We start from the raw sequence: 21,924 nt of genomic DNA, 5'->3' as shown, positions 1-21,924 counted from the left end.
GATCCGCATCCCTGATCGAAAAGGACCTCATCAGTGAGAACGACAACGGACCCCACGGGTCGATCCCCGCGCGGACTCAGATCCGCCGCCGCCGTGTTCGCCACGGCCGCCCTCGTCGCGGGCGGACTGCTCGCCGCGACGCCGGCGACCGCCGCGCCCGCGCCGGTCACCGGGCAGAACTCGGGACTGCCGAGCGGCCTCGGCGGCACGACCCACCTCGAGGCCGGCCGCTACATCGTCACCCTCAAGGGCGACCCGGCCGCGAGCTACACCGGCGGCGTCAACGGCTACGCCGCCACCGCGCCCAAGCAGGGGCGTCAGCTGCTCGCCGGTCAGGCGCCGGTCGCGAGCTACAGCAAGCACCTCGAGACCGAGCAGAAGGATGTGGCGAAGGATGTCGGCGCCAGCGTCGACTACAGCTACAGCCTCACCCTCAACGCCTTCGCCGCCGACCTCACGGCCGAGCAGGCGATCAAACTGCGTGCCGACAAGCGCGTCGCCGCGCTGAACCTCGACGACGTGCACCACCTCACGGCCGCCGTTCCGAGCACCGACTTCCTCGGCCTCTCGGGCGACGACGGCGTGTGGTCGAAGCTCGGCGGCGTCGGCAAGGCCGGCCAGGGCGTCGTCGTCGGCGTCGTCGACTCGGGCATCGCGCCCGAGAACCCGTCGTTCGCGGGCAAGAAGCTCGGCGCGACGCCGGGCAGCGAGCCGTGGACGGCCGGCGGCAGCATCCTCTACAAGAAGGGCGACGGCGGCACCTACTCCGGTCTCTGCCAGCCCGGCAAGGACGCCGAGCAGCAGTTCACCGGCCAGGAGTGCAACACGAAGCTCGTGGGCGCCCGCTACTACGTGAACGGCTGGACCGAGGCCCGCGCCGGCACCCCGGCGACCGGCGAGTACATCTCGCCGCGCGACGGCGACGGCCACGGATCGCACACCTCGTCGACCGCGGCCGGTAACGCCGACGTGGAGGCGAGCGTCTCGGGTCGCGACTACGGCACCATCAGCGGCGTCGCCCCGGCGGCGAAGATCGCCATGTACAAGGCGTGCTGGCAGGGTCCCGACGTCGAGAGCCAGGACGACGACGGCTGCGCCTCGAGCGACCTCATCGCGGCGATCGAGCAGGCCACGCGCGACGGCGTCGACGTGATCAACTACTCGATCGGCGGCGGCTCGGCCACCACCACGGTCTCGCCCACCGACGTCGCCTTCCTCGGCGCCGCCTCGGCCGGCATCTTCGTGGCGGCCTCGGCCGGCAACGACGGCCCCGGCGCCTCGACGCTCGACAACGCGGCCCCGTGGGAGACCACGGTCGCGGCGACGACGATCCCCACCTACTACGCCACGGCGACCTTCCCCGGCCAGCCGACTCCGAACGCCTTCGCCGGCGCCTCGGTGACGGTCACCGAGAAGGTGGAGGCCGAGGTCGTCTACGCGGGTGACATCGGCGCGGCCGGCGTGGCCGATCCGACCCTCTGCCAGATCGGCGACCTCGACCCGGCCAAGGCCGCGGGCAAGATCGTCGTCTGCGACCGCGGTGTCAACGCCCGCGCGCAGAAGTCGGAGGTCGTCAAGGCCGCCGGCGGAGTGGGGATGATCCTCGTGAACGTCGTCGAGGGCTCGATCGACGCCGACGACCACGTCGTGCCGAGCGTGCACCTCGACGCGCAGTACCGCGACGCGGTGCTGACCGCCGCGCGCACGCCCGGTCAGACCGCGGTGCTGACGCCCGACAACACGACCGAGACGCAGATCCCGACGCCGCAGGTGGCCGGCTTCTCCTCGCGTGGTCCCGTGCTGGCCGACGGCAGCGACATCCTCAAGCCCGATGTGGCGGCCCCCGGCGTGGCGATCCTCGCCGATGGCGCCAACGCCGCGGGCGCGGAGCCGACGTGGGAGTTCCTCTCGGGCACCTCGATGGCCTCGCCGCACGTCGCCGGTCTCGCCGCGCTGTACCTCGGCGCGCACCCGCTGACGACCCCGGCCGAGATCAAGTCGGCGCTCATGACGACCGCGTACGACACGGTGGATGAGGCCGGCAAGCCGGTCGAGGACGTCTTCGCTCAGGGCGCCGGTCACGTCGACCCGACGAAGATGTTCTCGCCGGGGCTCGTCTACCTCAACGGCCCCGACGACTGGAACAGCTACATCGCCGGCCTCGGCTACGACCTCGGCCCCGACGTGAAGCCGATCGACGCGAGCCAGCTCAACCTGGCCTCCATCGCGATCGGCGCCCTCACGGCGCCCGAGTCGATCACCCGCACGGTGACCGCGCGCACGGCCGGCACCTACACGGCGTCGGTGGCGGGCCTCGATGGTGTGAAGGCGAAGGTCGAGCCGTCGAGCATCACGCTCGCCGAGGGGGAGTCGACCAGCTTCACCGTCACCTTCGAGCGCACGACCGCTCCGGTCGACGCGTGGGCTGACGGCTACCTGAGCTGGACCGCTGACAAAACCGTGGTGCGCAGCCCGATCGCCGTGAAGCCGGTGTCGGTCGTCGCGCCCGAGACCGTCACGGGCACGGGCACGACCGGATCGGTCGATGTCGAGATCACGCCCGGCGCGACCGGACCGCTGCCGCTCGGCACGACCGGGCTCAGCAAGGGCGCGCTGCTGCCCGACCCGACCGGCGCCGATCCCGTGCACTCGGGAACCGGCTCGACGGGCGACAGCTACACCTACGCGACCTCGGTTCCCGAGGGTGCCGGCTTCGCGCGCTTCGACCTCGACGCGCTCGATGACGGGGTCGACCTCGACCTGACGGTGTACCGCCTCGACGGCACGACGCCGGTCGAGGGCTGGCAGTCGGCCACCGCATCCGGTGACGAGCGCGTCGACCTCGAGGACCCGACGCCGGGTGACTACCAGGTGATCGTCGACGTCTATGACACGGCCGGCGCGCCGACGTCGTTCGACCTGACCGTCACCTCGGTCGTGCAGGGCGGGGCTGAGCTGACGCTCGACCCGGCCGTCGTGCAGGGCACGCAGGGCGAGAAGACCTCGTACCGGGCGAGCTGGGCCGGACTGGACGCCGAGAGCCACTACCTCGGCATCGTCAGCTACGCCGACAGCGGCCTGCGCACGGTCGTCGACGTGGCGACCGGCGAGGGCGGCGGCGGCGAGCCGGGTGCTCCGCAGAACACGGAGCCGCCGACGATCGAGGGCACGCCCGCGGTCGGCGCGAAGCTGACCGCGAAGCCCGGCACCTGGGACGTCGACGGCCTGACCTTCGCCTACCAGTGGCAGAAGGACGGCGCCGACATCCCGGGCGCGACGACCGCCTCCTACACGCCGACGAAGAAGGATGCGGGCGCGAGCCTGGCCGTCGTCGTCACGGCGTCGAAGGAGGGGCTGCCCCCGGGCACGGCGACGAGCGCGCCGGTGACGGTGCTCGCGGCCTCGTCGACGAAGGTCACGCTGTCGAGCTGGAGCGCGTTCTCGTGGAGCCAGGTGAAGGCCACCGTGAAGGTGACCGGCGCCGCGGGCGGCACGGTGCAGCTCAAGGTCGACGGCAAGGATGTCGGCGCTCCGCTCGCGGTCGGCCCGAAGGGCACGGTCACGGCGAAGCTGCCGAAGCAGGGCCAGGGCCTGCACAAGGTGACGGCGACGTACTCGGGAGCCGACGGCGTCGCGCCGTCGACGAGCCCGGTCGCCCCGCTGCTGATCTGGTTCTGATCGGGGAGGGATGAGCTGAGGGGATGCGCTGCCGCGGGGTGACTCGCGGCAGCGCATCCCCTCAGTCGTCCGGGCGAGGCGCCGGATGCTCGGCACTCGGTCACCGATCGGTCACGAAGCCCGCGCCGTGTTGCGCGGGCTTTGTTCGTACGCTTTACTAACAAACATGTCAGCGTCGGACGTCAACGGAGTCACCGCCCTCGGGCGCGCCCTGCGTCCCCGCACCAAGCTGCTGCCCGAGCACGCCCGCGGCCACAACCGCTCGCTCGTGCTGCAGACGCTCTTCCGCGAAGGCGCGCGCAGCCGCGCCGACCTCGCCCGCGACACGGGTCTGACCCGCGTCACCGTGAGCGACCTCGTCGCCGAGCTCATCGCCGACGGCTACGTCGTCGAGCTCGGTCAGCGTGAGGATCCGCGCCCCGGCAAGCCGGCGACGCTGCTCGACATCGCCCGCGACGCACACCAGATCATCGGCGTCGACCTCAGCCAGCACGACGCCTTCCGCGGCGCGGTGCTCACGATCGACGGCGACGTCGTGCACCGCCGCGAGGTTCCGCTCGACGCCGCCACCGGCGACGACGCGCTCGAGAAGGCCGTCGCGCTCGTGCGCGAACTCGTCGGGCTCGCCTCCGTGCCCGTGCTCGGCATCGGCGTCGGCAGCCCCGGCATCGTCGACCCCGCCGGGCGCGTGCAGAGCGCCCCGAACCTCGGCTGGGCGGGCGTCGACCTGCAGAGCCGTCTCGCCGCTGAGACCGCTCTGCCCGTCGTCGTCGCCAACGACGCCAACGTCGCGGCGCTCGCCGAGCACAGCTTCGGCGGCGCCTCGAGCGACGTCATGCTCGTCAAGGTCGGCCACGGTGTCGGCGCCGGTCTCGTGATCGGCGGCATCGCCCTGCACGGCAGCCGCTGGGCCGCCGGCGAGATCGGCCACGTCGTCGTCGGCACCGACGGCGGCGACGCGTGCGTCTGCGGCAAGCGCGGCTGCCTCGAGACCTGGCTCGCCGTGCCCCGGCTCGAGGCCGGCCTCGCCGCCGCGGCCGACGACAGCGCGCGCGACGCCGTGCTCGCCGAAGCCGGCCGCCGCCTCGGCATCGCCCTCGCGCCCGTCGTCGGCGCCCTCGACCTCGCGGAGATCGTGCTCAACGGTCCCGCCGCCCTTCTCGACGGGCCGCTCGCCGTGGCCACGCTCGAGACCCTCCGCAGTCGCACCATGGCCGAGTTCCACGACCATGTCGCCCTGCGGTCGAGCAGCCTCGGAGAGGACATCGTGCTGCGGGGATCCGCCGCGCTCGTGCTCTCGGGGCGGCTCGGGGTCAGCTGACCCCGCCTGCCGCATCCACCTGATCGAGGGGATGCGCACCGCACCACCACTGCACCACCACCCGCACCACAGCACTACCTGCACTGACACAGCTCCACTCGCATCACCACAGCTCCATCTGCATCACCCCCGCACCGTCGCGGACAGGCACCACCGATCCGTGACGGCACATCGCCCTAGGAAAGGAAATCGAGATGCGGAAGTTCAGCATCGTCGCCGCGACGGCGCTCGTCGCGGCCGCCGGCCTCGTGCTCTCCGGCTGCGCTGCCGGAGGCAGCGGCGGCAGCGACAAAGCCGAGATCCGGGTCTGGCTCAACGGAACCGACACGCCCAAGGAAGCGCGTGAGTACCTGACCAAGACCTTCGAGAAGCAGCACCCCGGCTCCACCCTCAAGATCGAGGAGCAGAGCTGGACCGGCCTGGTCGACAAGCTCACCACCGCCCTCTCGGGCAGCGACAGCCCCGACGTCGTCGAGGTCGGCAACACCCAGTCGCCCGCCTTCACCACGGTCGGCGCGTTCATGGACCTGAGCAGCAAGAAGAAGGAGCTCGGCGGCGACGACCTGCTGCCCGGCTTCGTCGAGGCGGGCAGCGCCGACGGCAAGCTCTACGCCGCCCCGTACTACTCGGGTGCGCGCCTCGTCTTCTACCGCAAGGACATGTTCGCCGCGGCCGGCCTCGAGGCTCCGAAGACGCTCGACGAGTACGTCGCCGACGGTGAGAAGCTCGCGAGCGCGAACGCCGGCGTCTCGGGCATCTACGCCCCCGGCAAGGACTGGTACAACGCCCTGCCCTACATCTGGGAGAACGGCGGCGAGATCGCGACCGAGAAGGGCGGCAAGTGGAGCTCGAGCTTCTCGAGCCCCGAGTCGATCGCGGGCATCGAGCAGCTGCAGCAGGTCTACGAGAAGGCCTCGACCGCCCCGAAGGACGGCGACGAGACCAACCCGCAGGTGCCCTTCTGCGCCAACCAGGTCGCTCAGCTGAGCGCGCCCAGCTGGGTCAAGGGATCCATCCTCGCCCCCGCTGACAGCGACACCCCCGGCTGCCCCGACCTCGAGTCGAACCTCGGCGTCTTCGCGCTGCCGGGCAAGGACGGCGGAGCCGCCCACGTGTTCGCCGGCGGATCGAACATCGCCGTCTCGAACAAGTCGGCCCACAAGGACCTGGCGTACGACGCGCTGAAGATCATGCTCAGCGACGACTACCAGACCATCCTCGGCAAGAACGGCCTCGTGCCGGCCAAGAAGTCGCTCGCCTCGACCCTCGGCACCGACGACGTGGCGAAGGCGATCGCCGAGGCGGCCGCCAACTCGAAGCTCACCCCGGCCTCGCCGAAGTGGGCGGATGTCGAGTCGAGCAACCTGCTGCAGGACTTCTTCAGCGCCGTCGCCCAGGGCGGCGACGTGGAGAGCCTCGCGGCGGATCTCGACAAGAAGATCGACGCCATCCTCAACAAGTGATCGAACCGGATGGGCGGCGGTTCCATCGCCGCCCGTCCGGCCCGCGCGGCCATCGCCCTAGGAAGGTGAGGTCACGCGGCTCACAGTAGTCGGAGCCCCTCCCCATGTCTCTCGCCTCGAAGGCGTCCGTTCCGGTGCAGCCGGATCTGGAGCCCGCCGCCGAGCTCGCCCCCGGCACCGCCGGAGCGACCATCGCCGGCCCGCGCGGCCCCCGCAGCTCCCGCGGCGGCGGTCGCCCGCCCGCCATCGCCCCCGCCGGCGCCCGTCGCCGGGGCCGCGTCGGCCTGCCGCTCGCCCTGCTCGTGCCGAGCACGGTCGTGCTGGCCGTCGTGATCGGCTGGCCGCTCATCCAGCTCGTCATCCAGTCGTTCCAGCAGTACGGCCGCGCCCAGGTCTTCGGCGCCCCGGCGCCGTTCATCGGCTTCCAGAACTACGTCAACGTGCTGACCGACCCGAAGTTCTGGAACGTGCTCGGCCGCAGCGTGCTGTTCTGCATCGTCTGCGTCGTCATCACCATCGTCGTCGGCACCCTCGTGGCACTGCTCATGCAGCGGCTCAACAAGGGCTTCCGCACCCTGCTCTCGATCGGCCTGCTGCTCGCCTGGGCGATGCCGCCGCTCTCGGCGACCTTCGTCTGGGGCTGGGTGTTCGACACCCAGTACGGCGTCGCCAACTACCTGCTCACCCAGGTCACCGGCACGAACTGGATGGGCCACTCGTGGCTCATCTCGCCCGTCGGATTCTTCTTCGTCGCCGGGGTGATCGTCGTCTGGGGCGCCATCCCCTTCGTCGCCTTCACCGTCTACGCCGGCCTCACCCAGGTGCCCGGAGAGGTGCTCGAGGCCTCCCAGCTCGACGGCGCCGGAGCCCTGCAGCGCTTCCGCCTGATCGTGCTGCCCTATCTGCGCTCGATCTTCCTGGTGCTGATCGTGCTCAGCACCATCTGGGATCTGCGCGTCTTCGCCCAGATCCAGGCCCTCCAGGCCATCGGCGGCTCGATCGCCGACACCTCGACCATCGGGGTGTACATCTACCAGACCTCGCTCGCGAACGGCGAGTACGGCACCGGCGGCGCGATCGCCGTGATCCTCGTGCTCATCCTCATGGCGGTCTCGTTCGTGTACATCCGCCAGAGCCTGAAGGAGGACGAGGCATGACCGCCGTCGTCACCCCGGGGCGCACCGCATCCGCGTCGCCCGCCTCCGGCCGCACCATCACGGCGGCCCGGCGCGGGGTCGTGCGGCGCCGCCGCATCCGCCCCTCGTCGATCGTGTTCAGCGCGATCGCGGTGATCATCTTCCTGCTGTCGGTCTTCCCGGTGTACTGGATGGTGAACTCGTCGTTCCTGCCCAACAACCTGGTGCGCGGGGCCGAGCCGCACTTCTTCCCCGACGAGTTCACGCTGCGCAACTACGCGCTCGTGCTCTTCGGCGACACCCGCACGCCGTTCCTGCCGGCGCTGCTGAATTCGCTCGGCTCGACCCTCATCACGGTCGGCGTCGCGCTCGTCTTCGCCTTCCTCGCGGCGCTCGCCGTGACCCGCTTCCGCTTCAAGGGCCGCCGGGCGTTCATCATCGCGATCCTCGTCGTGCAGATGATCCCGGGCGAGGCGATGATCATCTCCACCTACCGCCTGCTCGAGGGCTGGAACCTGCTCAACTCGATCATCGGCCTGAGCCTGGTCTACGTCGCGACGGTGCTGCCGTTCACGATCTGGACCCTGCGCGGCTTCGTCAACGGCGTGCCCGCCGAGCTCGAGGAGGCGGCGATGATCGACGGCTGCTCGCGCGCCGGCGCGTTCTGGCGGGTCACCTTCCCGCTGCTCGCGCCGGGCCTGATCGCGACGGGCGTCTTCGGCTTCATCCAGGCCTGGAACGAGTTCGTCTTCGCGCTCGTCGTGATGTCCGATGACTCGGCGCACACCCTGCCGGTGTGGCTGCGCACCTTCGTGCAGGCGAACACGACCACCAACTGGGCGGCGATCATGGCGGGCTCGACGCTCGTCGCCATCCCCGTCGTGGTGTTCTTCATGCTCGTGCAGGGCCGCATGACCAGCGGCCTCGTCGCCGGGGCGGTGAAGGGATGAGCGACGTCGCGCCCGCGGCCGTCTTCGGCACGCTGCTGCCCGGCTTCGTCGGCACGACCCTGCCGTCGTGGCTCGAGACGCGTCTGCGCGAGGGGCTCGCGGGCGTGTGCCTGTTCGGCGAGAACATCGTCGATCCCGAGCAGACCCGCGCGCTCACCGACGCGATCCGCGCCGCCAACCCGCGCGCGATCATCGCGATCGACGAGGAGGGCGGCGACGTCACCCGCCTGCACGCGGCGACCGGCTCGCCGTTCCCCGGCAACGCCGTGCTCGGCCGGCTCGACGACGTCGCGCTGACCGGCGCCGTCGGCGCGGCCGTCGCCGGCGAGCTCGCGGCGGCGGGCGTGAACCTCAACTTCGCGCCCGACGTCGACGTCAACTCCAACCCCGACAACCCCGTCATCGGCGTGCGCAGCTTCGGCGCGGACGCCCGGCTCGTCGCCCGGCACAGCGCCGCGTGGATCGCCGCGCACGAGGCAGCGGGCGTGGCCGTGAGCGCCAAGCACTTCCCGGGCCACGGCGACACCGCGCAGGACTCGCACCTGGCGCTGCCCGTCGTCGACGCCTCGCGCGAGGAGCTCGACGAGCGCGAGCTGCCGCCCTTCGCCGCGTCCATCGCGGCCGGGGCGCGCACGATCATGAGCTCGCACATCGTCGTGCCCGCCCTCGACGGGCCGAAGACCCCCGCGACGTTCTCGCGGGCCGTGCTCGACGACCTCCTGCGAAGCAGCCTGGGCTTCGCGGGGGTCGTCGTGTCCGACGCGCTCGACATGGCCGGGGCGAGCGGCGAGGTGGGCATCCCGCGCGCCGCCGCGCTCGCGCTCGAGGCCGGCTGCGACCTGCTCTGCATCGGCACGCGCAACACCGACGAGCAGCTCGCCCTGATCGAGGCGGCCGTGCGCGCCGCCGTCGCGCGTGACGAGCTGCCGGCGTCGCGGATCGAGGATGCCGCCGCACGCGTCGCGGCGCTCGGCGAGCAGCTGGCGGCGACGGTACCGGGCGGCGCCGAGCTGCCGGTGTCGTCCGAATCGGATCGCGACGCGGATGCTGTCGACGGCGACGGCTGGAGCGCCGGCCCGCCGCCCGTGCCGGCCGAGCGCATCCGCACCGCCTTCGAGGTGAAGCCTGGCGCGGCGCCCGCCGCCGGTGCCACTCTGGTCACCATCGAGACCACCGCCAACATCGCCGTCGGCCACTCCCCGTGGGGGGTCGCCGCGGCCGGCGCTGAGGTGGTCGAGGTGCGCGAGGCGGATGCCGCGGCCGTGCTCGCGGCGCTGCCCGCGACGGCAGACGGGGCGCTCGCACCGCTCGTGCTGATCGGCAAGGACAATCACCGCCACGCCTGGGTGCGCGAGCTCATCGACGAGGCCCGCGCCATCCGGCCCGGCACGATCGCGATCGACATGGGCTGGCCCGCGCCCGACCGCGCCTACGCCGACGTCGCCACCTTCGGGGCGTCGCGCATCGTCGGCGCCGCGCTGGTCGACTGGCTGGAGCGGCCGTGAGGATCGGCATCGACATCGGCGGCACCAAGACCCACGCGGTGCTGGTCGGCGACAACGGCGCCGTGATCGCCGAGAGCCGCCGTGCGACCGGCTTCGGCGCCGACGAGGTCATCGCCACCGCCGCGGCCGTCGTGGCCGAGCTCGCCGAAGCGGAGCCCGCCGGGGTCGCCGCCGCCCGCTCGGTCGGGGTCGGCATCCCGGGTGCCGTCGACGACCTCGGTCGCGTGAGGCACGCGGTCAACCTCGGCCTCGAGGGGCTCGACCTCGGCGCGCGGCTCGGCGCCGCGCTGGGACGCCCGGTGCGCGTCGCGAACGACGTCAACGCGGCCGCGCTCGGCGTCTACTCGCTGCTCGAGCACGGCCCCAGTCATTCGATGGCCTACCTCAACCTCGGCACCGGACTCGCCGCCGGACTCGTGCTCGACGGCCGGCTCTGGCGCGGATCGCGCGGCGTCGCGGGCGAGATCGGCCACATCCCCGTCGACCCCGACGGTCCGGAATGCCCCTGCGGTCAGCGCGGCTGCCTCGAGCTCAGCGCCTCCGGCTCGGCCGTCGCGCGGCTCTGGCCGAGCGATGACCCCAAGCCGGTGCGGGCCCTGTTCGCCGCCGCGGAGGCGGGGGATGAGCGCGCGCTCGCGGTGCGGGAGCGGCTCGTGTCGAACGTGGCCGCGGCCGTGCGCATCCTCGTGCTGACGGTCGACGTCGACCGCGTCGTGATCGGCGGCGGACTCAGCTCGCTCGGCGACGAGCTGCTCGCGGCCGTGCGCGGCGTGCTCGAAGCCTGGAGCGAGGCCTCGCCGTTCCTGCGCATGCAGGACCTCCCGACCCGCGTCGACCTGCTGCCCCGGGGATTCCCGGCCGCGGCCGTCGGCGCCGCGCTGATCGGCGTCGAGCCCCTCGGGGCCGCGGGCGCCGCGCATCCCGCCTGAGACCCGCCGACCGACACCCCGCCTGAGACCCGCGCCGCCTGGGAGCGGATCGCCCCGAAGATGATGGAGAACCCGAATGGCTGAGATCGCGATCGTCCCCGACGCGGAGGCCGCCGGCGAGCTGGCCGCCGAGCAGATCGCCCGGCTCGTCGCGCGCCGCCCGGACGCGGTGCTGGGACTCGCCACCGGATCCACGCCCCTCACGACCTGGACGGCGCTCGCCCGCCGCTCGCTCGACCTGTCGGCCGCGCGCGGCTTCGCGCTCGACGAGTACGTCGGGCTGCCGGCGGGGCACCCGGAGAGCTACCGTGCGGTGATCACCCGCGAGGTCGTCGAGCCGCTGGGCCTGACCCCGTCGCACGTGCACGTGCCCGGCGACGACGGCGGAGAGCTCGCGGGCGCGGGGGAGCGCTACGAGGCGGCGATCGCGGCGGCCGGCGGGGTCGACCTGCAGATCCTCGGCATCGGCCGCACCGGGCACATCGGCTTCAACGAGCCCGGTTCGTCGCTCGCCAGCCGCACCCGCATCAAGACGCTGACCGAGGCGACGCGCGCCGACAACGCGCGCTTCTTCGACTCGCCCGACCAGGTTCCGCGACACTGTCTCACGCAGGGCCTCGGCACGATCCTCGACGCGCGCCAGCTCGTGCTGCTCGCCTTCGGCGAGGCCAAGGCCGGGGCGATCGCGGGTGCGGTCGAGGGGCCGGTCAGCGCCTCGTCGCCCGGCTCGGCGATCCAGCTGCACCCGAAGGTGCTCGTGATCGTCGACGAAGCCGCCGCCTCGCGCCTGCAGCACGCCGACTACTACCGCTTCGCCTGGGACAACCGGCTGCCGTTCGAGGTGTGAGGCAAGGTGCCCGCCGCATCGACTCGATCGCGGTGGACGACGCGGCCCCCTGCCGTTCGCAGCTCAGCCGTCGAGCTGCTCGCCCCAGCGGGAGAGCGTCTCGACGGCGCCGCGCAGGGCGAGGCCGCGCTCGGTGAGGGCGTAGGCGCGGGTGTTGTGGCGCAGGGGCAGCCGAGTCAGCACCCCGGCCGTCTCGAGCTCGCGCAGGCGGGTCGCGAGCATGTTCGTCGGCACGCCGAGGTCGCGCTGCAGGTCGCCGTAGCGCTGCGGTCCGTCGAGCAGTCGCGCCACGATGAGCAGCGCCCAGCGGGCGCCGACCACGTCGAGCGCGGCGGCGAGACCGGGAGACGGGCCATCGGCGGCGTCGGATGCGCTGTCGGCGTCGCGGTCGGGACCGTCACGGCGACGGCCCCCCGCGTCGTCGAGCCCGCTCACGCGGTCGGCGCGGCGTCCGGCTTCATCCAGAACGGCGAGTAGTGGTAGCCGTCCGGGTCGTCGAACTGGCGCTGGTACATGAACGGGTAGTCGTCGATGTCGCCGACCCGCCCGCCGGCCGCGCCCGCGCGCTCGACCAGCGCATCCACGGCCTCGCGGCTCGGCAGGTCGAACGAGACGGTGACCTTCGACGGCGTGTCGGGACCGCCGATGAGGTCGTCGGTGCCGCCGACGCTCGCGTACATCTCGCGGGTGCCGAGCATGACGTACTGCGCGGCGGCGGGGTCGGCCTCGCTCGTCGCGATCTGGAAGCACGACACGTTGTGATCGGACATCTCGGCGTTGAGCGTCCAGCCGAGAGCCGTGTAGAAGGCGGTCGCGCGCTCGATGTCGGCGACCGGGCAGGTGATGAAGAGGCTCATGCCGGCGATACTTGCAAAATGCAAGTGCGCCGTCAACAGCCCGACGCCGAAGTCCCCGACAGCGAGCACCTCGTCAGTCGCGCTCGACCTCCACGCCGGCGGCCCAGACGCGGCTGACGCGATCGTCGTCGTCGAGCACGACGACATCGGCGGCGTGGCCCGCGGCGAGCAGCCCGAAGTCGTCGTCGAGGCCGAGCGCCCGGGCCGGGGTGAGCGAGAGCGCCGCCGACACGTCGGCCAGGGGCAGGTCGAGCTCGCGCAGCGCGAGGCGCAGCGCCGTGTCCTGCGTGAGGGTCGAGCCCGCGATCGTGTCGGTGCCGGCGATGCGGGCGACCCCGTCGCGCACCTCGACATCGAGGCTGCCGAGGCGGTAGTCGCCGTCGGCCGCTGCGGCGGCGGCCATCGCATCCGTCACCAGCGCGACGCGGCCGGGGGCTGAGGCGAACAGCATCCGCGCGACCGAGGGATGCACGTGGGTGCCGTCGAGGATCAGCTCGAGCGCCACGCGCTCGTCATCGAGGGCGGCGACGACCGGGCCGGGCGCGCGGTGGTGGATGGGGCGCATCGCGTTGAAGGCGTGGGTGAGCAGTCGCGCGCCGTGGTCGAAGGCCTTGCGGACGAGCGCGGCGTCGGCATCCGTGTGCCCGACGGCGACGGCGACGTCCTCGGCGCTGAACCGCGTGATCGCCTCGAGGGCTCCGGGAAGTTCGGGGGCGATCGTGATCTGCCGCAGCGTGCCGTCGGCCGCGGCGAGCAGGCGCCCGACCGCATCCGCCGAGGGGTCGATGAGGAACTCGGGGTTGTGGGCGCCCTTGTGGGCGGGGGAGAGGAACGGGCCTTCGAGGTGCGCGCCCAGCACGCGCGGGTCGCGGTGGCTCAACTCGGCGATGCCGCGCAGGCTCGCCTCGAGCTGCTCGAGCGGGTTCGCGACCAGGCTGACGACCTGTCGCGTCGTGCCGTGCGGTCGATGCGCGGCGAGGGCGCGTTCCAGCTCCTCGCCGCCCGCGTCATAGGCTGCGGCGCCGCCGCCGTGCCCGTGGATGTCGACGAAACCGGGCAGGATGCGCGCCCCGTCGACATCTATGCTCTCGTCGGCATATGGCGCTGAGGAAACTCCGCGTCCCGTGCTCGTGATGCGCTCGCCCTCGAGCAGCAACCAGGCGTCATCGACCTCTCCGCGCGCATCGACACGGCGACCGGAGTGCAGCAGAACACTCATGGCGGAACTCTACCCACCGCCCCGCGAGGGCCATACTGTCCAGCGTGCCCACCCGGGTGCCGCCGGAGACGCTCGCTCGACACGACCGCGACCGGCATCGGCCCGACGATCGAGGAGGGGGAGGCGATGCGCCGCGGCACCAACCTGCTCGCCGTCGGCGGCTTCAACCAGGCCGTCGTGCTCGACCTCATCCGCCGCGCTCCCGACGGGCTCAGTCGCGTCGAGCTCGCCCGCGCCTCCGGGCTCAGCCCGCAGACGATCGGCAACGTCGTGCGCCGGCTGCTCGACGACGAGGTCGTGCTCGAGACCGGCAAGCAGGTCAACGGCCGGGGCAAGCCGCGCACGATCCTGCGTCTCGACCCGCGCGGCGGCTACGCGATCGGCGTGCACCTCGATCCCGCTCTGATCTCCTTCGTGCTCACCGATCTCGATGGGGCCGTGGTGGCACGCCGCATCCACCGCACCCCTGTCGCAGTGTCACCGACCCAGGTGCTCGACGCGATCGAGCAGGCGATCGAGTCGCTGCTCGCCGAGGCCTCCGCGACGCTCGAGGTGCCGCGCGAGCGCGTGCTCGGAGTGGGCATCGCCGCCCCCGGGCCGATCGACCGCGAGCGGGGCGTCGTCGACGATCCGCCGCTGCTGCGCGGCTGGAGCGAAGTGCCGCTGCGCGACGACCTGGCTCGTCGGCTCGGCATGCCGGTCGTGCTCGAGAAGGATGTGACGGCCGCCGCCGCCGCGGAGCTCTGGGGGCAGACCGGGCACGACGGCGACGACTTCGCGTTCTTCTACTACGGCTCGGGCGTCGGCCTCGGCATCGTGCTCGACCATGCCGTCGTGCGCGGCGCCTCGGCGAACCCGGGCGACATCGGCCACACGATCGTGCGCGACAGCTCGGAGGGCGGCGTGCCCTGCGGATGCGGGCGCACCGGATGCCTCGGCGAGCAGACGAGCCCGCTGCGGCTCGTGCAGCGCGCGGCCGGCGGAAAGCGCGACAGCGGGGGTGCAGCCGCGGCCGGCGGCGCCGAGCCCCTGGGCGCCGCCCCTGCCGGCCCCGCGCTCGACGACCCGCGCGAGCTCTTCGACTCCTTCGGCGCCCTCGCCGACCGCGCCGAGGCGGGCGAGCCGGTCGCGGTCGCGCTGATCGAGGCGCTCGCCGACGACGTGGCGACGGCGCTCGTGCGCTTCGCCGACCTGCTCGACGTCGACCGGATCGTCTGCGGCGGCCCGTTCTGGCAGCCCGTCGAGCGGTTGCTGCTCGAGCGGGTCGAGCGCGCGGTGCGCACCTCGCCGGCGCTGGTGACGCCGCATCCGGTGCGCATCGTGTCGAGCGCCGCGGGAGCCGATGTGACCGCGGTGGGCGCCGCGTGCCAGGTGCTGGATGCGCTCTACTCGCCGCGCCCCGCGAACCTGCTGCTGGCCGCCCAGGCCTGAGCCGCGCAGCCGCGCCTCCTCCGGTCGATCGGCAGACCGACCGTGCGCGAACTCTTGACAGGCATTAAGTACATCGGTTTTAGTTATTGCACCCCCGCCCGCGGCGACGACGAAGCCCCCGCGAATGCATCACCAGCAGCACCGACTCCGATCGCGCTGCGCCGACTCCTCGCCGACGGGTGCCGTGCACACCGAGGAGTTTCGATGAGGAAACCAGCACTCAGGAACACAGCACGCCGCGTCACCGCGCCGAAGCGCGCACTCGCGGTTCTCGCCACCATCGCCGCAGGAGCCCTGCTGCTCACCGGCTGCTCCGGCAGCGGCGGAGGCGACAGCAAGACCATCAAGGTCGCCTACCAGAAGTTCGGCAACTTCATCCAGCTCGACAAGAACCTCAAGAAGGTCAAGGCCGAGTACGAGAAGGCCCACCCCGGCATGAAGGTCGAGCTCGTGCCGATCGCCGCGCAGGAGACCGACTACTTCACCAAGCTCGCGCTCATGAACAAGTCGAGCTCGACCGCGCCCGACGTGATGTACGAAGACACCTTCCAGGTGAAGTCGGATGTCGACGCCGGCTACCTCGCCCCGCTCGACGGCTACATCGACAAGTGGGATGACTGGGATCAGTTCCTCGGCAACGCCAAGCAGGCCGGCCTCGGCGACGACGGCAAGACCTACGGCATCTCGATGGGAACCGATACCCGCGCCCTCTGGTACAACAAGGAGCTGCTGACGAAGGCCGGCATCCAGGTGCCCTGGCAGCCCAAGACGTGGGACGACGTGCTGGATGCGGCGAAGGCCGTGAAGGCGAAGCTGCCCGGCGTCGTGCCGTTCAACATCTACTCCGGCACCGCCCAGGGCGAGGCCTCGTCGATGCAGGGCTTCGAAATGCTGCTCTACGGCACGAAGGACACCCTCTACGACACCGACAGCAAGAAGTGGGTGACCGGCTCGAAGGGCTTCACCGACTCGCTGCAGTTCATCAAGGACGTCTACCAGGGCGACCTCGGCCCGACGCCCGACCAGGCGCTCGACAAGAACATCGGCACGACGATCTCGTCGGAGTGGCTGCCGCAGGGCAAGCTCGCCATCTCGCTCGACGGCTCGTGGCAGAGCGGAACCTGGCTGCCCGACGGCAACGCCCCCTGGCCCGAGTGGAACGACGTGATGGGCCAGGCGCCGATGCCGACCCAGGACGGCCAGGACCCGGGCTCGGTGAGCATGTCGGGCGGATGGACGCTCGCCATGGGCGCGAAGAGCAAGAACAAGGACGCGGCCTGGGACTTCATCTCGCTCGCGCTCAACAAGGAGAACTCGCTCGCCTACGACGTGGCCGCCAGCCAGATCGCGGTGCGCAAGGACGTCGCCGAGGACCCGGCCTACGCCGAGGCCAACCCCTCGTTCAAGTTCTTCAGCTCGATCGTGCCGGTCACGAACTTCCGACCGGCGACCGCCGACTACTCGAAGATCTCGCTCGACATCCAGAAGGCGATGGAGGCGGTGATGACCGGACAGCAGAGTCCGAAGGAGGCCGCGGCCGACTGGGACAAATCCGTCGTCGGCATCGTCGGCGAGAAGAACACCACGAAGTGACGGCGAGCGCTGCCGCGCCCGCCGTGCTCGGCGGCGGTCCCTCCGGGGACCGCCGCCGGCGCGGCCGGCTCGGCCGGAACCTGCTGCGCGGCACCCCGCTGCTGCCGGCCATCGTGCTGCTGGCGATCTTCCTGCTCGGGCCCGTCATCAGCGCCGTCTTCGGCGCCTTCACCAACTCGGCCCTGTCGGGCTCCGCCGCGGCCGGCGCCGAGTTCATCGGCTTCAAGAACTTCACCGACCTGTTCGCCGACCCCGACTTCCCGAAGTCGGTCGTGCTGACCCTGGTTTTCCTGTTCTTCTCGGCCGTCGTCGGCCAGAACGTGCTCGGCCTCGGTCTCGCTCTCATGCTGCGCAGCGCCAACAAGGTCGTGCGGGCCCTCGTGTCGACGATCGTCGTCGGCGCGTGGATCCTGCCCGAGATCGTCGCCTCCTTCGCGGCCTACGCCTTCTTCACGAAGGCGGGCACCCTCAACGGGATGCTCGCGGCGATCGGCATCGACGGACCGAGCTGGCTCTACAGCTTCCCGATGCTCGCCGTCATCCTCGCCAACATCTGGCGCGGCGCCGCGTTCTCGATGCTCGTCTACTCGGCGGCCATCAACGACGTGCCGCCGGAGATCACCGAATCGGCCGAGGTGGATGGCGCCGCCGGCTGGCAGCGCCTCATCCGCATCACGATCCCCATGATCCGCCGCAGCATCTCGACCAACCTGATGCTGACGACGCTGCAGACCCTGTCGGTGTTCACCCTCATCTACGTCATGACGGGCGGCGGGCCGGGCACGAACTCGTCGACGCTGCCGCTGCTCGCCTACAAGGAGGGCATCTCCTTCGGCCAGCTCGGCTTCGGCACCGCGATCGCGCTCATCCTGCTCGTCGTCGGCGCCCTGTGCTCGATCGTGTACATCCGCGCCCTGAAGCCGGAGGTCGACTGACATGTCGCTCGCCCTGACCTCGCCGCGCGGCCGCGGGCTGCGCATCGTCTCGAACCTGGTGCTCGTGCTCATCGGGGTGGCGTTCCTGCTGCCGATGGTGTGGCTCGTGCTCGCCAGCTTCGACACCCGCGCGACCCTCACCGCGAAGGCGCCCGAGTTCACGCTCGACAACTTCACGAAGGTGCTCACGCCCGAGAACGCGTGGATCCCGCTCGGCAACAGCCTCATCATCTCGGCCGGCACCGCGCTGCTGACGGTGGTCGTGGCGGTGCTCGCCGCCTACCCGCTGTCGCGCTACTCGCTGCGCATCAACCGGCCGTTCCTCTACGGGGTGCTGTTCGGAACCTGCCTGCCGATCACAGCGATGATGGTGCCCGTCTACGGCCTGTTCGTCGCCCTCGACCTGCTCAACTCGTTCCCCGGCATCATCCTGTTCCTCGCCGCGACCAGCCTGCCGATGGCGATCTGGATGGCGAAGAACTTCATGGACTCGGTGCCGATCTCGATCGAGGAGGCGGCCTGGACCGACGGCTCGTCGATGCTGTCGACGCTGCTGCGCGTCGTCGTGCCGCTCATGCGGCCGGGCATCGGCGTGGTGTTCATCTTCGTGTTCATTCAGGCCTGGGGGAACTTCTTCGTCCCCTTCATCCTCATCACCGATCCGGGGCAGATGCCCGCCGCGGTCACGATCTACAACTTCTTCGGCGCTTACGGGGCCGTCGCCTACGGCCAGCTGGCGGCGTTCTCGCTGCTCTACTCGGTGCCCGTGCTGGCGCTGTACGTGCTCGTGCAGCGCTTCTCGGGCGGCTCCTTCGCGCTTGCGGGCGCGGTCAAGGGCTGACCCGGGCGGGCGCCGCCGAGCACCTCCGACCTCGAATCACCTGATCCATCCACCATCCGGGGAGACACCCATGCACGACACCGCCGCGCTCATCGAGGCGCGCATCCGCCGCAGCTACCGCGAGCGCATCCTGCCCGCCGCCTACTCCGCGACCGCACCCGTCGAGGTGACGGCGTGGGAGGCGCCGGGCGAGCCGGTGCCCTTCGCCGAGGCCGTCGGCCAGACCTTCGAGCCCTTCGAGATGGGGCGGATGTGGGGGCGCCCCTGGGGCACGACCTGGCTGCGGGTGACCGGCACGGTTCCCGCGGACTGGCCGGCGGATGCGATCGAGCTCGTCGCCGACCTCGGCTTCCTGCCGAGCGGCCCCGGCTTCCAGTCGGAGGGGCTGATCTGGTCGGAGGACGGCGTCGTCGTCAAGGGACTCGAGCCGAAGAACACCTTCGTGCCGGTGCCCGCCGGGCCGGGGGAGAGCTTCACGCTCTACATCGAAGCCGCGTCGAACCCCGACGTCGGCAGCGACTGGAGCAACACCCCGACGCCGCTCGGCGACCTCGCCACGGCGCCGCGCGATCCGATCTACCGCTTCACCGGCGCGCATCTCGGCGTCTTCGATCGTGAGGCCTTCGCGCTCGAGCGGGATGTGTGGACGCTGCTCGGCGTGCTCGAGAACCTGCCGGTCGACTCGACGCGTCGTGCCGGGCTGCTGCGCGCGCTCGAGCGCGCGATCGACGTGCTCGACCCCGACGACGTGAGCGCGACGGCCGCGGCCGCCCGTGCGGAGATCGCCGGCGTACTCGCCGACCGCGCCGCCGGCAGCACCCACCGCACGGTCGCCGTGGGCCACGCGCACATCGACTCCGCCTGGCTGTGGCCGGTGCGCGAGACCCGCCGCAAGGTCGCCCGCACCTTCTCGAACGTGCTCGACCTGATGGACCGTTACCCCGACTTCGTCTTCGCCGCATCCAGCGCCCAGCAGTACGCCTGGATGAAGGAGGGCTACCCCGAGCTGTTCGAGCGCATCCGCGCGCGGGTGAAGGAGGGGCGCTTCGTGCCGGTCGGCGGCATGTGGGTCGAGAGCGACACCAACATGCCGGGCGGCGAGGCGATGGCCCGTCAGTTCGTGTTCGGGAAGGGCTTCTTCCTGCGCGAGTTCGGCGTCGAGACGAAGGAGGTCTGGCTGCCCGACAGCTTCGGCTACTCGGCCGGCCTGCCGCAGATCGTCGCCGCCTCGGCGAGCGACAACTTCCTCACCCAGAAGATCTCGTGGAACGAGACCAACGTCATGCCGCACCACACCTTCCTCTGGGAGGGGCTCGACGGCACGCGCATCTTCACCCACTTCCCGCCGGTCGACACCTACAACTCCGATCTCTCGGGCACCGACCTGGCCCGGGCCGAGAGCCAGAACCGCGAGCGCGGCGTCAGCGACCTGTCGCTCGTGCCCTACGGCTACGGCGACGGCGGCGGCGGACCCACCCGCGAGATGATCGAGACCGCGCATCGCAAGCACGACCTCGACGGCTCGGCGAAGGTCGACCTCAAGCGGCCCGACGAGTTCTTCGCCGAGGCGCGCGCCTCGCTGCCGAAGCCGGCGGTCTGGTCGGGCGAGCTCTACCTCGAGTTCCACCGCGGCACCTACACCTCGCAGTCGCGCACCAAGGAGGGCAACCGCCGCAGCGAGCACCTGCTGCGCGAGGCGGAGCTGTGGGCGGCGACGGCGGCCGTGCGGGCCGGTGCCGCCTACCCGGCGGATGCGCTGCGTCAGGCGTGGGAGACCGTGCTGCTGCAGCAGTTCCATGACATCCTGCCCGGCTCGTCCATCGCCTGGGTGCACCAGGACGCGGAGCGCAACTACGCCGCGGTGGCTGAGAGCCTCGAGGGGCTGATCGGCGACGCGCTCGGGACGCTCAGCGGGGGCGCGGAGGCCTCGACCGGCGCCGGCGAGCCGGTCGCGTTCAACGCGAGCCCGGTCGAGGTGGACGGGATCCCGGCGCTCTCGGCGGGCGTCGTGCGCCGCGCATCCACCCGTGTCACCGCGACGGATGACGGCGGAGCCGAGCTGGCGAGCGACAGCCTGACCGCGCGGCTCGACCGCGAGGGGCACCTCGTGTCGCTCGTGCGGCGCGACGGCGCTGCCGGCGCCGGTCGTGAGGCGATCGCGCCGGGAGGGCGCGGCAACGAGCTGCAGTTCTTCCGCGACACCCCGAACCAGTGGGACGCGTGGGACATCGACGCGGCCTACCAGCGCATCCCGATCGACGCGGTCAGCACCGAGTCGCTGACGATCGAGGGCGACACGGTCGTGCTGCACCGCACGGTCGGCGAGTCGAGCATCGTGCAGCGCCTCGCGCTGTCGGGCGACGGCCGCGGCCTCGAGATCGAGACCGAGATCGACTGGCACGAGCGGCAGAAGCTGCTCAAGCTCGCCTTCTCCTTCGACGTGCACGCCGCGACCGCCGCGAGCGAGGTGCAGTTCGGCCACGTGCGCCGCGCCACCCACGCGAACACCTCGTGGGACATGGCGCGCTTCGAGACGAGCGCCCACCGCTGGGTGCACGTCGACGAGCCCGGCTTCGGCGTGACCGTCGCGAACGACCGCGTCTACGGCCACGACGTGACCCGCACGACGCGCGACGACGGCGGCACCACGACGCTCGTGCGCGAGTCGCTGCTGCGCGCGCCCACCTTCCCCGACCCGCACGCCGACCAGGGGCGGCACGTGTTCCACCACGTGATCGTGCCCGGCGAGCTGCTCGACGGCATCGGCGCGGGATACCGCGTCAATCTGCCGCTGCGCACGGTCGCGGGCGGAGCCGGCAGCGCGGACGGCGCTGAGGCGGCCGGCGCGGCGCTCGCCGCAGAGCCGCTGGTGAAGGTCACGGGACCGGCGTCGGCATCCATCCTGATCGATGCGGTCAAGCTGGCCGAAGACGGGTCGGGGGATGTCGTGGTGCGGCTCTACGAGGCGCGAGGCGGCCGTGCCGCCGGTCGCCTCGAGCCCGGCTTCGCCGCCGGCGCCGCCGTGCGCACCGACCTGCTCGAGCGCGCGCTCGAGGGGGCGGCCGCGACGGACGGCGGTCGTGGGGCGACCTCGGACGACGCGCTCGAGCTGAACCTGCGTCCCTTCGAGCTGGTGACGGTGCGCATCCCGCGCGCCTGATCCGTGAGACGGCGGAGGCCCCGCGAGCACAGGGGGTGTGCTGGCGGGGCCCCCGTCTG

General features: G+C 71.8%; 16 protein-coding genes. 13 read left to right on the top strand and 3 right to left on the bottom strand.

What is annotated here, in order from left to right:
• Positions 1 to 93 precede the first annotated feature (93 nt).
• The 8 genes from BJ979_RS16010 to BJ979_RS15975 all read left to right on the top strand — a co-directional run bounded on the left by BJ979_RS16010 (position 94) and on the right by BJ979_RS15975 (position 11,829).
• Positions 94 to 3,678: a S8 family serine peptidase gene (locus BJ979_RS16010; RefSeq protein ID WP_179569453.1), complete on the top strand. Its 3,585-nt coding sequence runs from the start codon at positions 94 to 96 to the stop codon at positions 3,676 to 3,678.
• Between the two features lie 166 nt (positions 3,679 to 3,844).
• Positions 3,845 to 4,999, top strand: coding sequence for an ROK family transcriptional regulator (locus BJ979_RS16005; protein WP_179569451.1), 1,155 nt, complete (start codon positions 3,845 to 3,847; stop codon positions 4,997 to 4,999).
• Between the two features lie 194 nt (positions 5,000 to 5,193).
• Entirely contained in the window at positions 5,194 to 6,462 is a 1,269-nt protein-coding gene (locus BJ979_RS16000) for an extracellular solute-binding protein (protein WP_179569449.1), read from the top strand.
• A gap of 104 nt (positions 6,463 to 6,566) precedes the next feature.
• The gene (locus tag BJ979_RS15995) at positions 6,567 to 7,619 is read left to right on the top strand and encodes a carbohydrate ABC transporter permease (RefSeq protein WP_179569447.1); all 1,053 of its coding nucleotides are present in this window, start codon (positions 6,567 to 6,569) and stop codon (positions 7,617 to 7,619) included.
• Positions 7,616 to 8,548 carry a carbohydrate ABC transporter permease gene (locus BJ979_RS15990; RefSeq protein ID WP_179569445.1) on the top strand — a complete coding sequence of 311 codons (933 nt, stop codon included), beginning with the start codon at positions 7,616 to 7,618 and terminating at the stop codon, positions 8,546 to 8,548. Before BJ979_RS15995 ends, BJ979_RS15990 begins: the two co-directional genes overlap by 4 nt.
• Positions 8,545 to 10,053 carry a glycoside hydrolase family 3 N-terminal domain-containing protein gene (locus tag BJ979_RS15985; RefSeq protein WP_179569443.1) on the top strand — a complete coding sequence of 503 codons (1,509 nt, stop codon included), beginning with the start codon at positions 8,545 to 8,547 and terminating at the stop codon, positions 10,051 to 10,053. Before BJ979_RS15990 ends, BJ979_RS15985 begins: the two co-directional genes overlap by 4 nt.
• Positions 10,050 to 10,982: an ROK family protein gene (locus BJ979_RS15980; RefSeq protein WP_179569441.1), complete on the top strand. Its 933-nt coding sequence runs from the start codon at positions 10,050 to 10,052 to the stop codon at positions 10,980 to 10,982. Before BJ979_RS15985 ends, BJ979_RS15980 begins: the two co-directional genes overlap by 4 nt.
• A 76-nt stretch (positions 10,983 to 11,058) precedes the next feature.
• Positions 11,059 to 11,829, top strand: coding sequence for a glucosamine-6-phosphate deaminase (locus BJ979_RS15975; RefSeq protein ID WP_179569439.1), 771 nt, complete (start codon positions 11,059 to 11,061; stop codon positions 11,827 to 11,829).
• Between the two features lie 63 nt (positions 11,830 to 11,892).
• Here the strand turns inward: BJ979_RS15975 and BJ979_RS17775 are convergent, their stop codons facing one another.
• The 3 genes from BJ979_RS17775 to nagA all read right to left on the bottom strand — a co-directional run bounded on the left by BJ979_RS17775 (position 11,893) and on the right by nagA (position 13,905).
• Entirely contained in the window at positions 11,893 to 12,150 is a 258-nt protein-coding gene (locus BJ979_RS17775; protein ID WP_179570461.1) for a winged helix-turn-helix transcriptional regulator, read from the bottom strand.
• A 110-nt stretch (positions 12,151 to 12,260) separates the two neighbouring features.
• A complete protein-coding gene (locus BJ979_RS15965; RefSeq protein ID WP_179569437.1) occupies positions 12,261 to 12,686 on the bottom strand; it encodes a VOC family protein in 426 nt (141 codons plus the stop codon).
• A 73-nt stretch (positions 12,687 to 12,759) separates the two neighbouring features.
• A complete protein-coding gene (gene nagA, locus BJ979_RS15960; protein WP_179569435.1) occupies positions 12,760 to 13,905 on the bottom strand; it encodes an N-acetylglucosamine-6-phosphate deacetylase in 1,146 nt (381 codons plus the stop codon).
• Positions 13,906 to 14,031: 126 nt separating this feature from the next.
• Between nagA and BJ979_RS15955 the strand changes: the two genes are divergently transcribed.
• The 5 genes from BJ979_RS15955 to BJ979_RS15935 all read left to right on the top strand — a co-directional run bounded on the left by BJ979_RS15955 (position 14,032) and on the right by BJ979_RS15935 (position 21,865).
• Positions 14,032 to 15,336, top strand: coding sequence for an ROK family transcriptional regulator (locus BJ979_RS15955; protein WP_179569433.1), 1,305 nt, complete (start codon positions 14,032 to 14,034; stop codon positions 15,334 to 15,336).
• Positions 15,337 to 15,540: 204 nt separating this feature from the next.
• Positions 15,541 to 16,929 (top strand): extracellular solute-binding protein, encoded by a 1,389-nt coding sequence (locus BJ979_RS15950; RefSeq protein ID WP_179569431.1) that lies wholly within the window; start codon positions 15,541 to 15,543, stop codon positions 16,927 to 16,929.
• Complete coding sequence (locus tag BJ979_RS15945) at positions 16,926 to 17,864, top strand: carbohydrate ABC transporter permease (RefSeq protein WP_425502495.1); 939 nt, start codon at positions 16,926 to 16,928, stop codon at positions 17,862 to 17,864. Before BJ979_RS15950 ends, BJ979_RS15945 begins: the two co-directional genes overlap by 4 nt.
• Position 17,865: 1 nt before the next feature.
• Positions 17,866 to 18,705: a carbohydrate ABC transporter permease gene (locus BJ979_RS15940; RefSeq protein ID WP_179569429.1), complete on the top strand. Its 840-nt coding sequence runs from the start codon at positions 17,866 to 17,868 to the stop codon at positions 18,703 to 18,705.
• 70 nt (positions 18,706 to 18,775) lie between these two features.
• Positions 18,776 to 21,865 (top strand): alpha-mannosidase, encoded by a 3,090-nt coding sequence (locus tag BJ979_RS15935; RefSeq protein ID WP_179569427.1) that lies wholly within the window; start codon positions 18,776 to 18,778, stop codon positions 21,863 to 21,865.
• The last annotated feature ends 59 nt before the right edge of the window (positions 21,866 to 21,924 follow it).

It is taken from the genome of Schumannella luteola (assembly GCF_013408685.1).
GTDB classification, from domain to species: Bacteria; Actinomycetota; Actinomycetes; order Actinomycetales; family Microbacteriaceae; genus Schumannella; species Schumannella luteola.
This window is presented reverse-complemented; position numbering and strand designations above follow the sequence as displayed.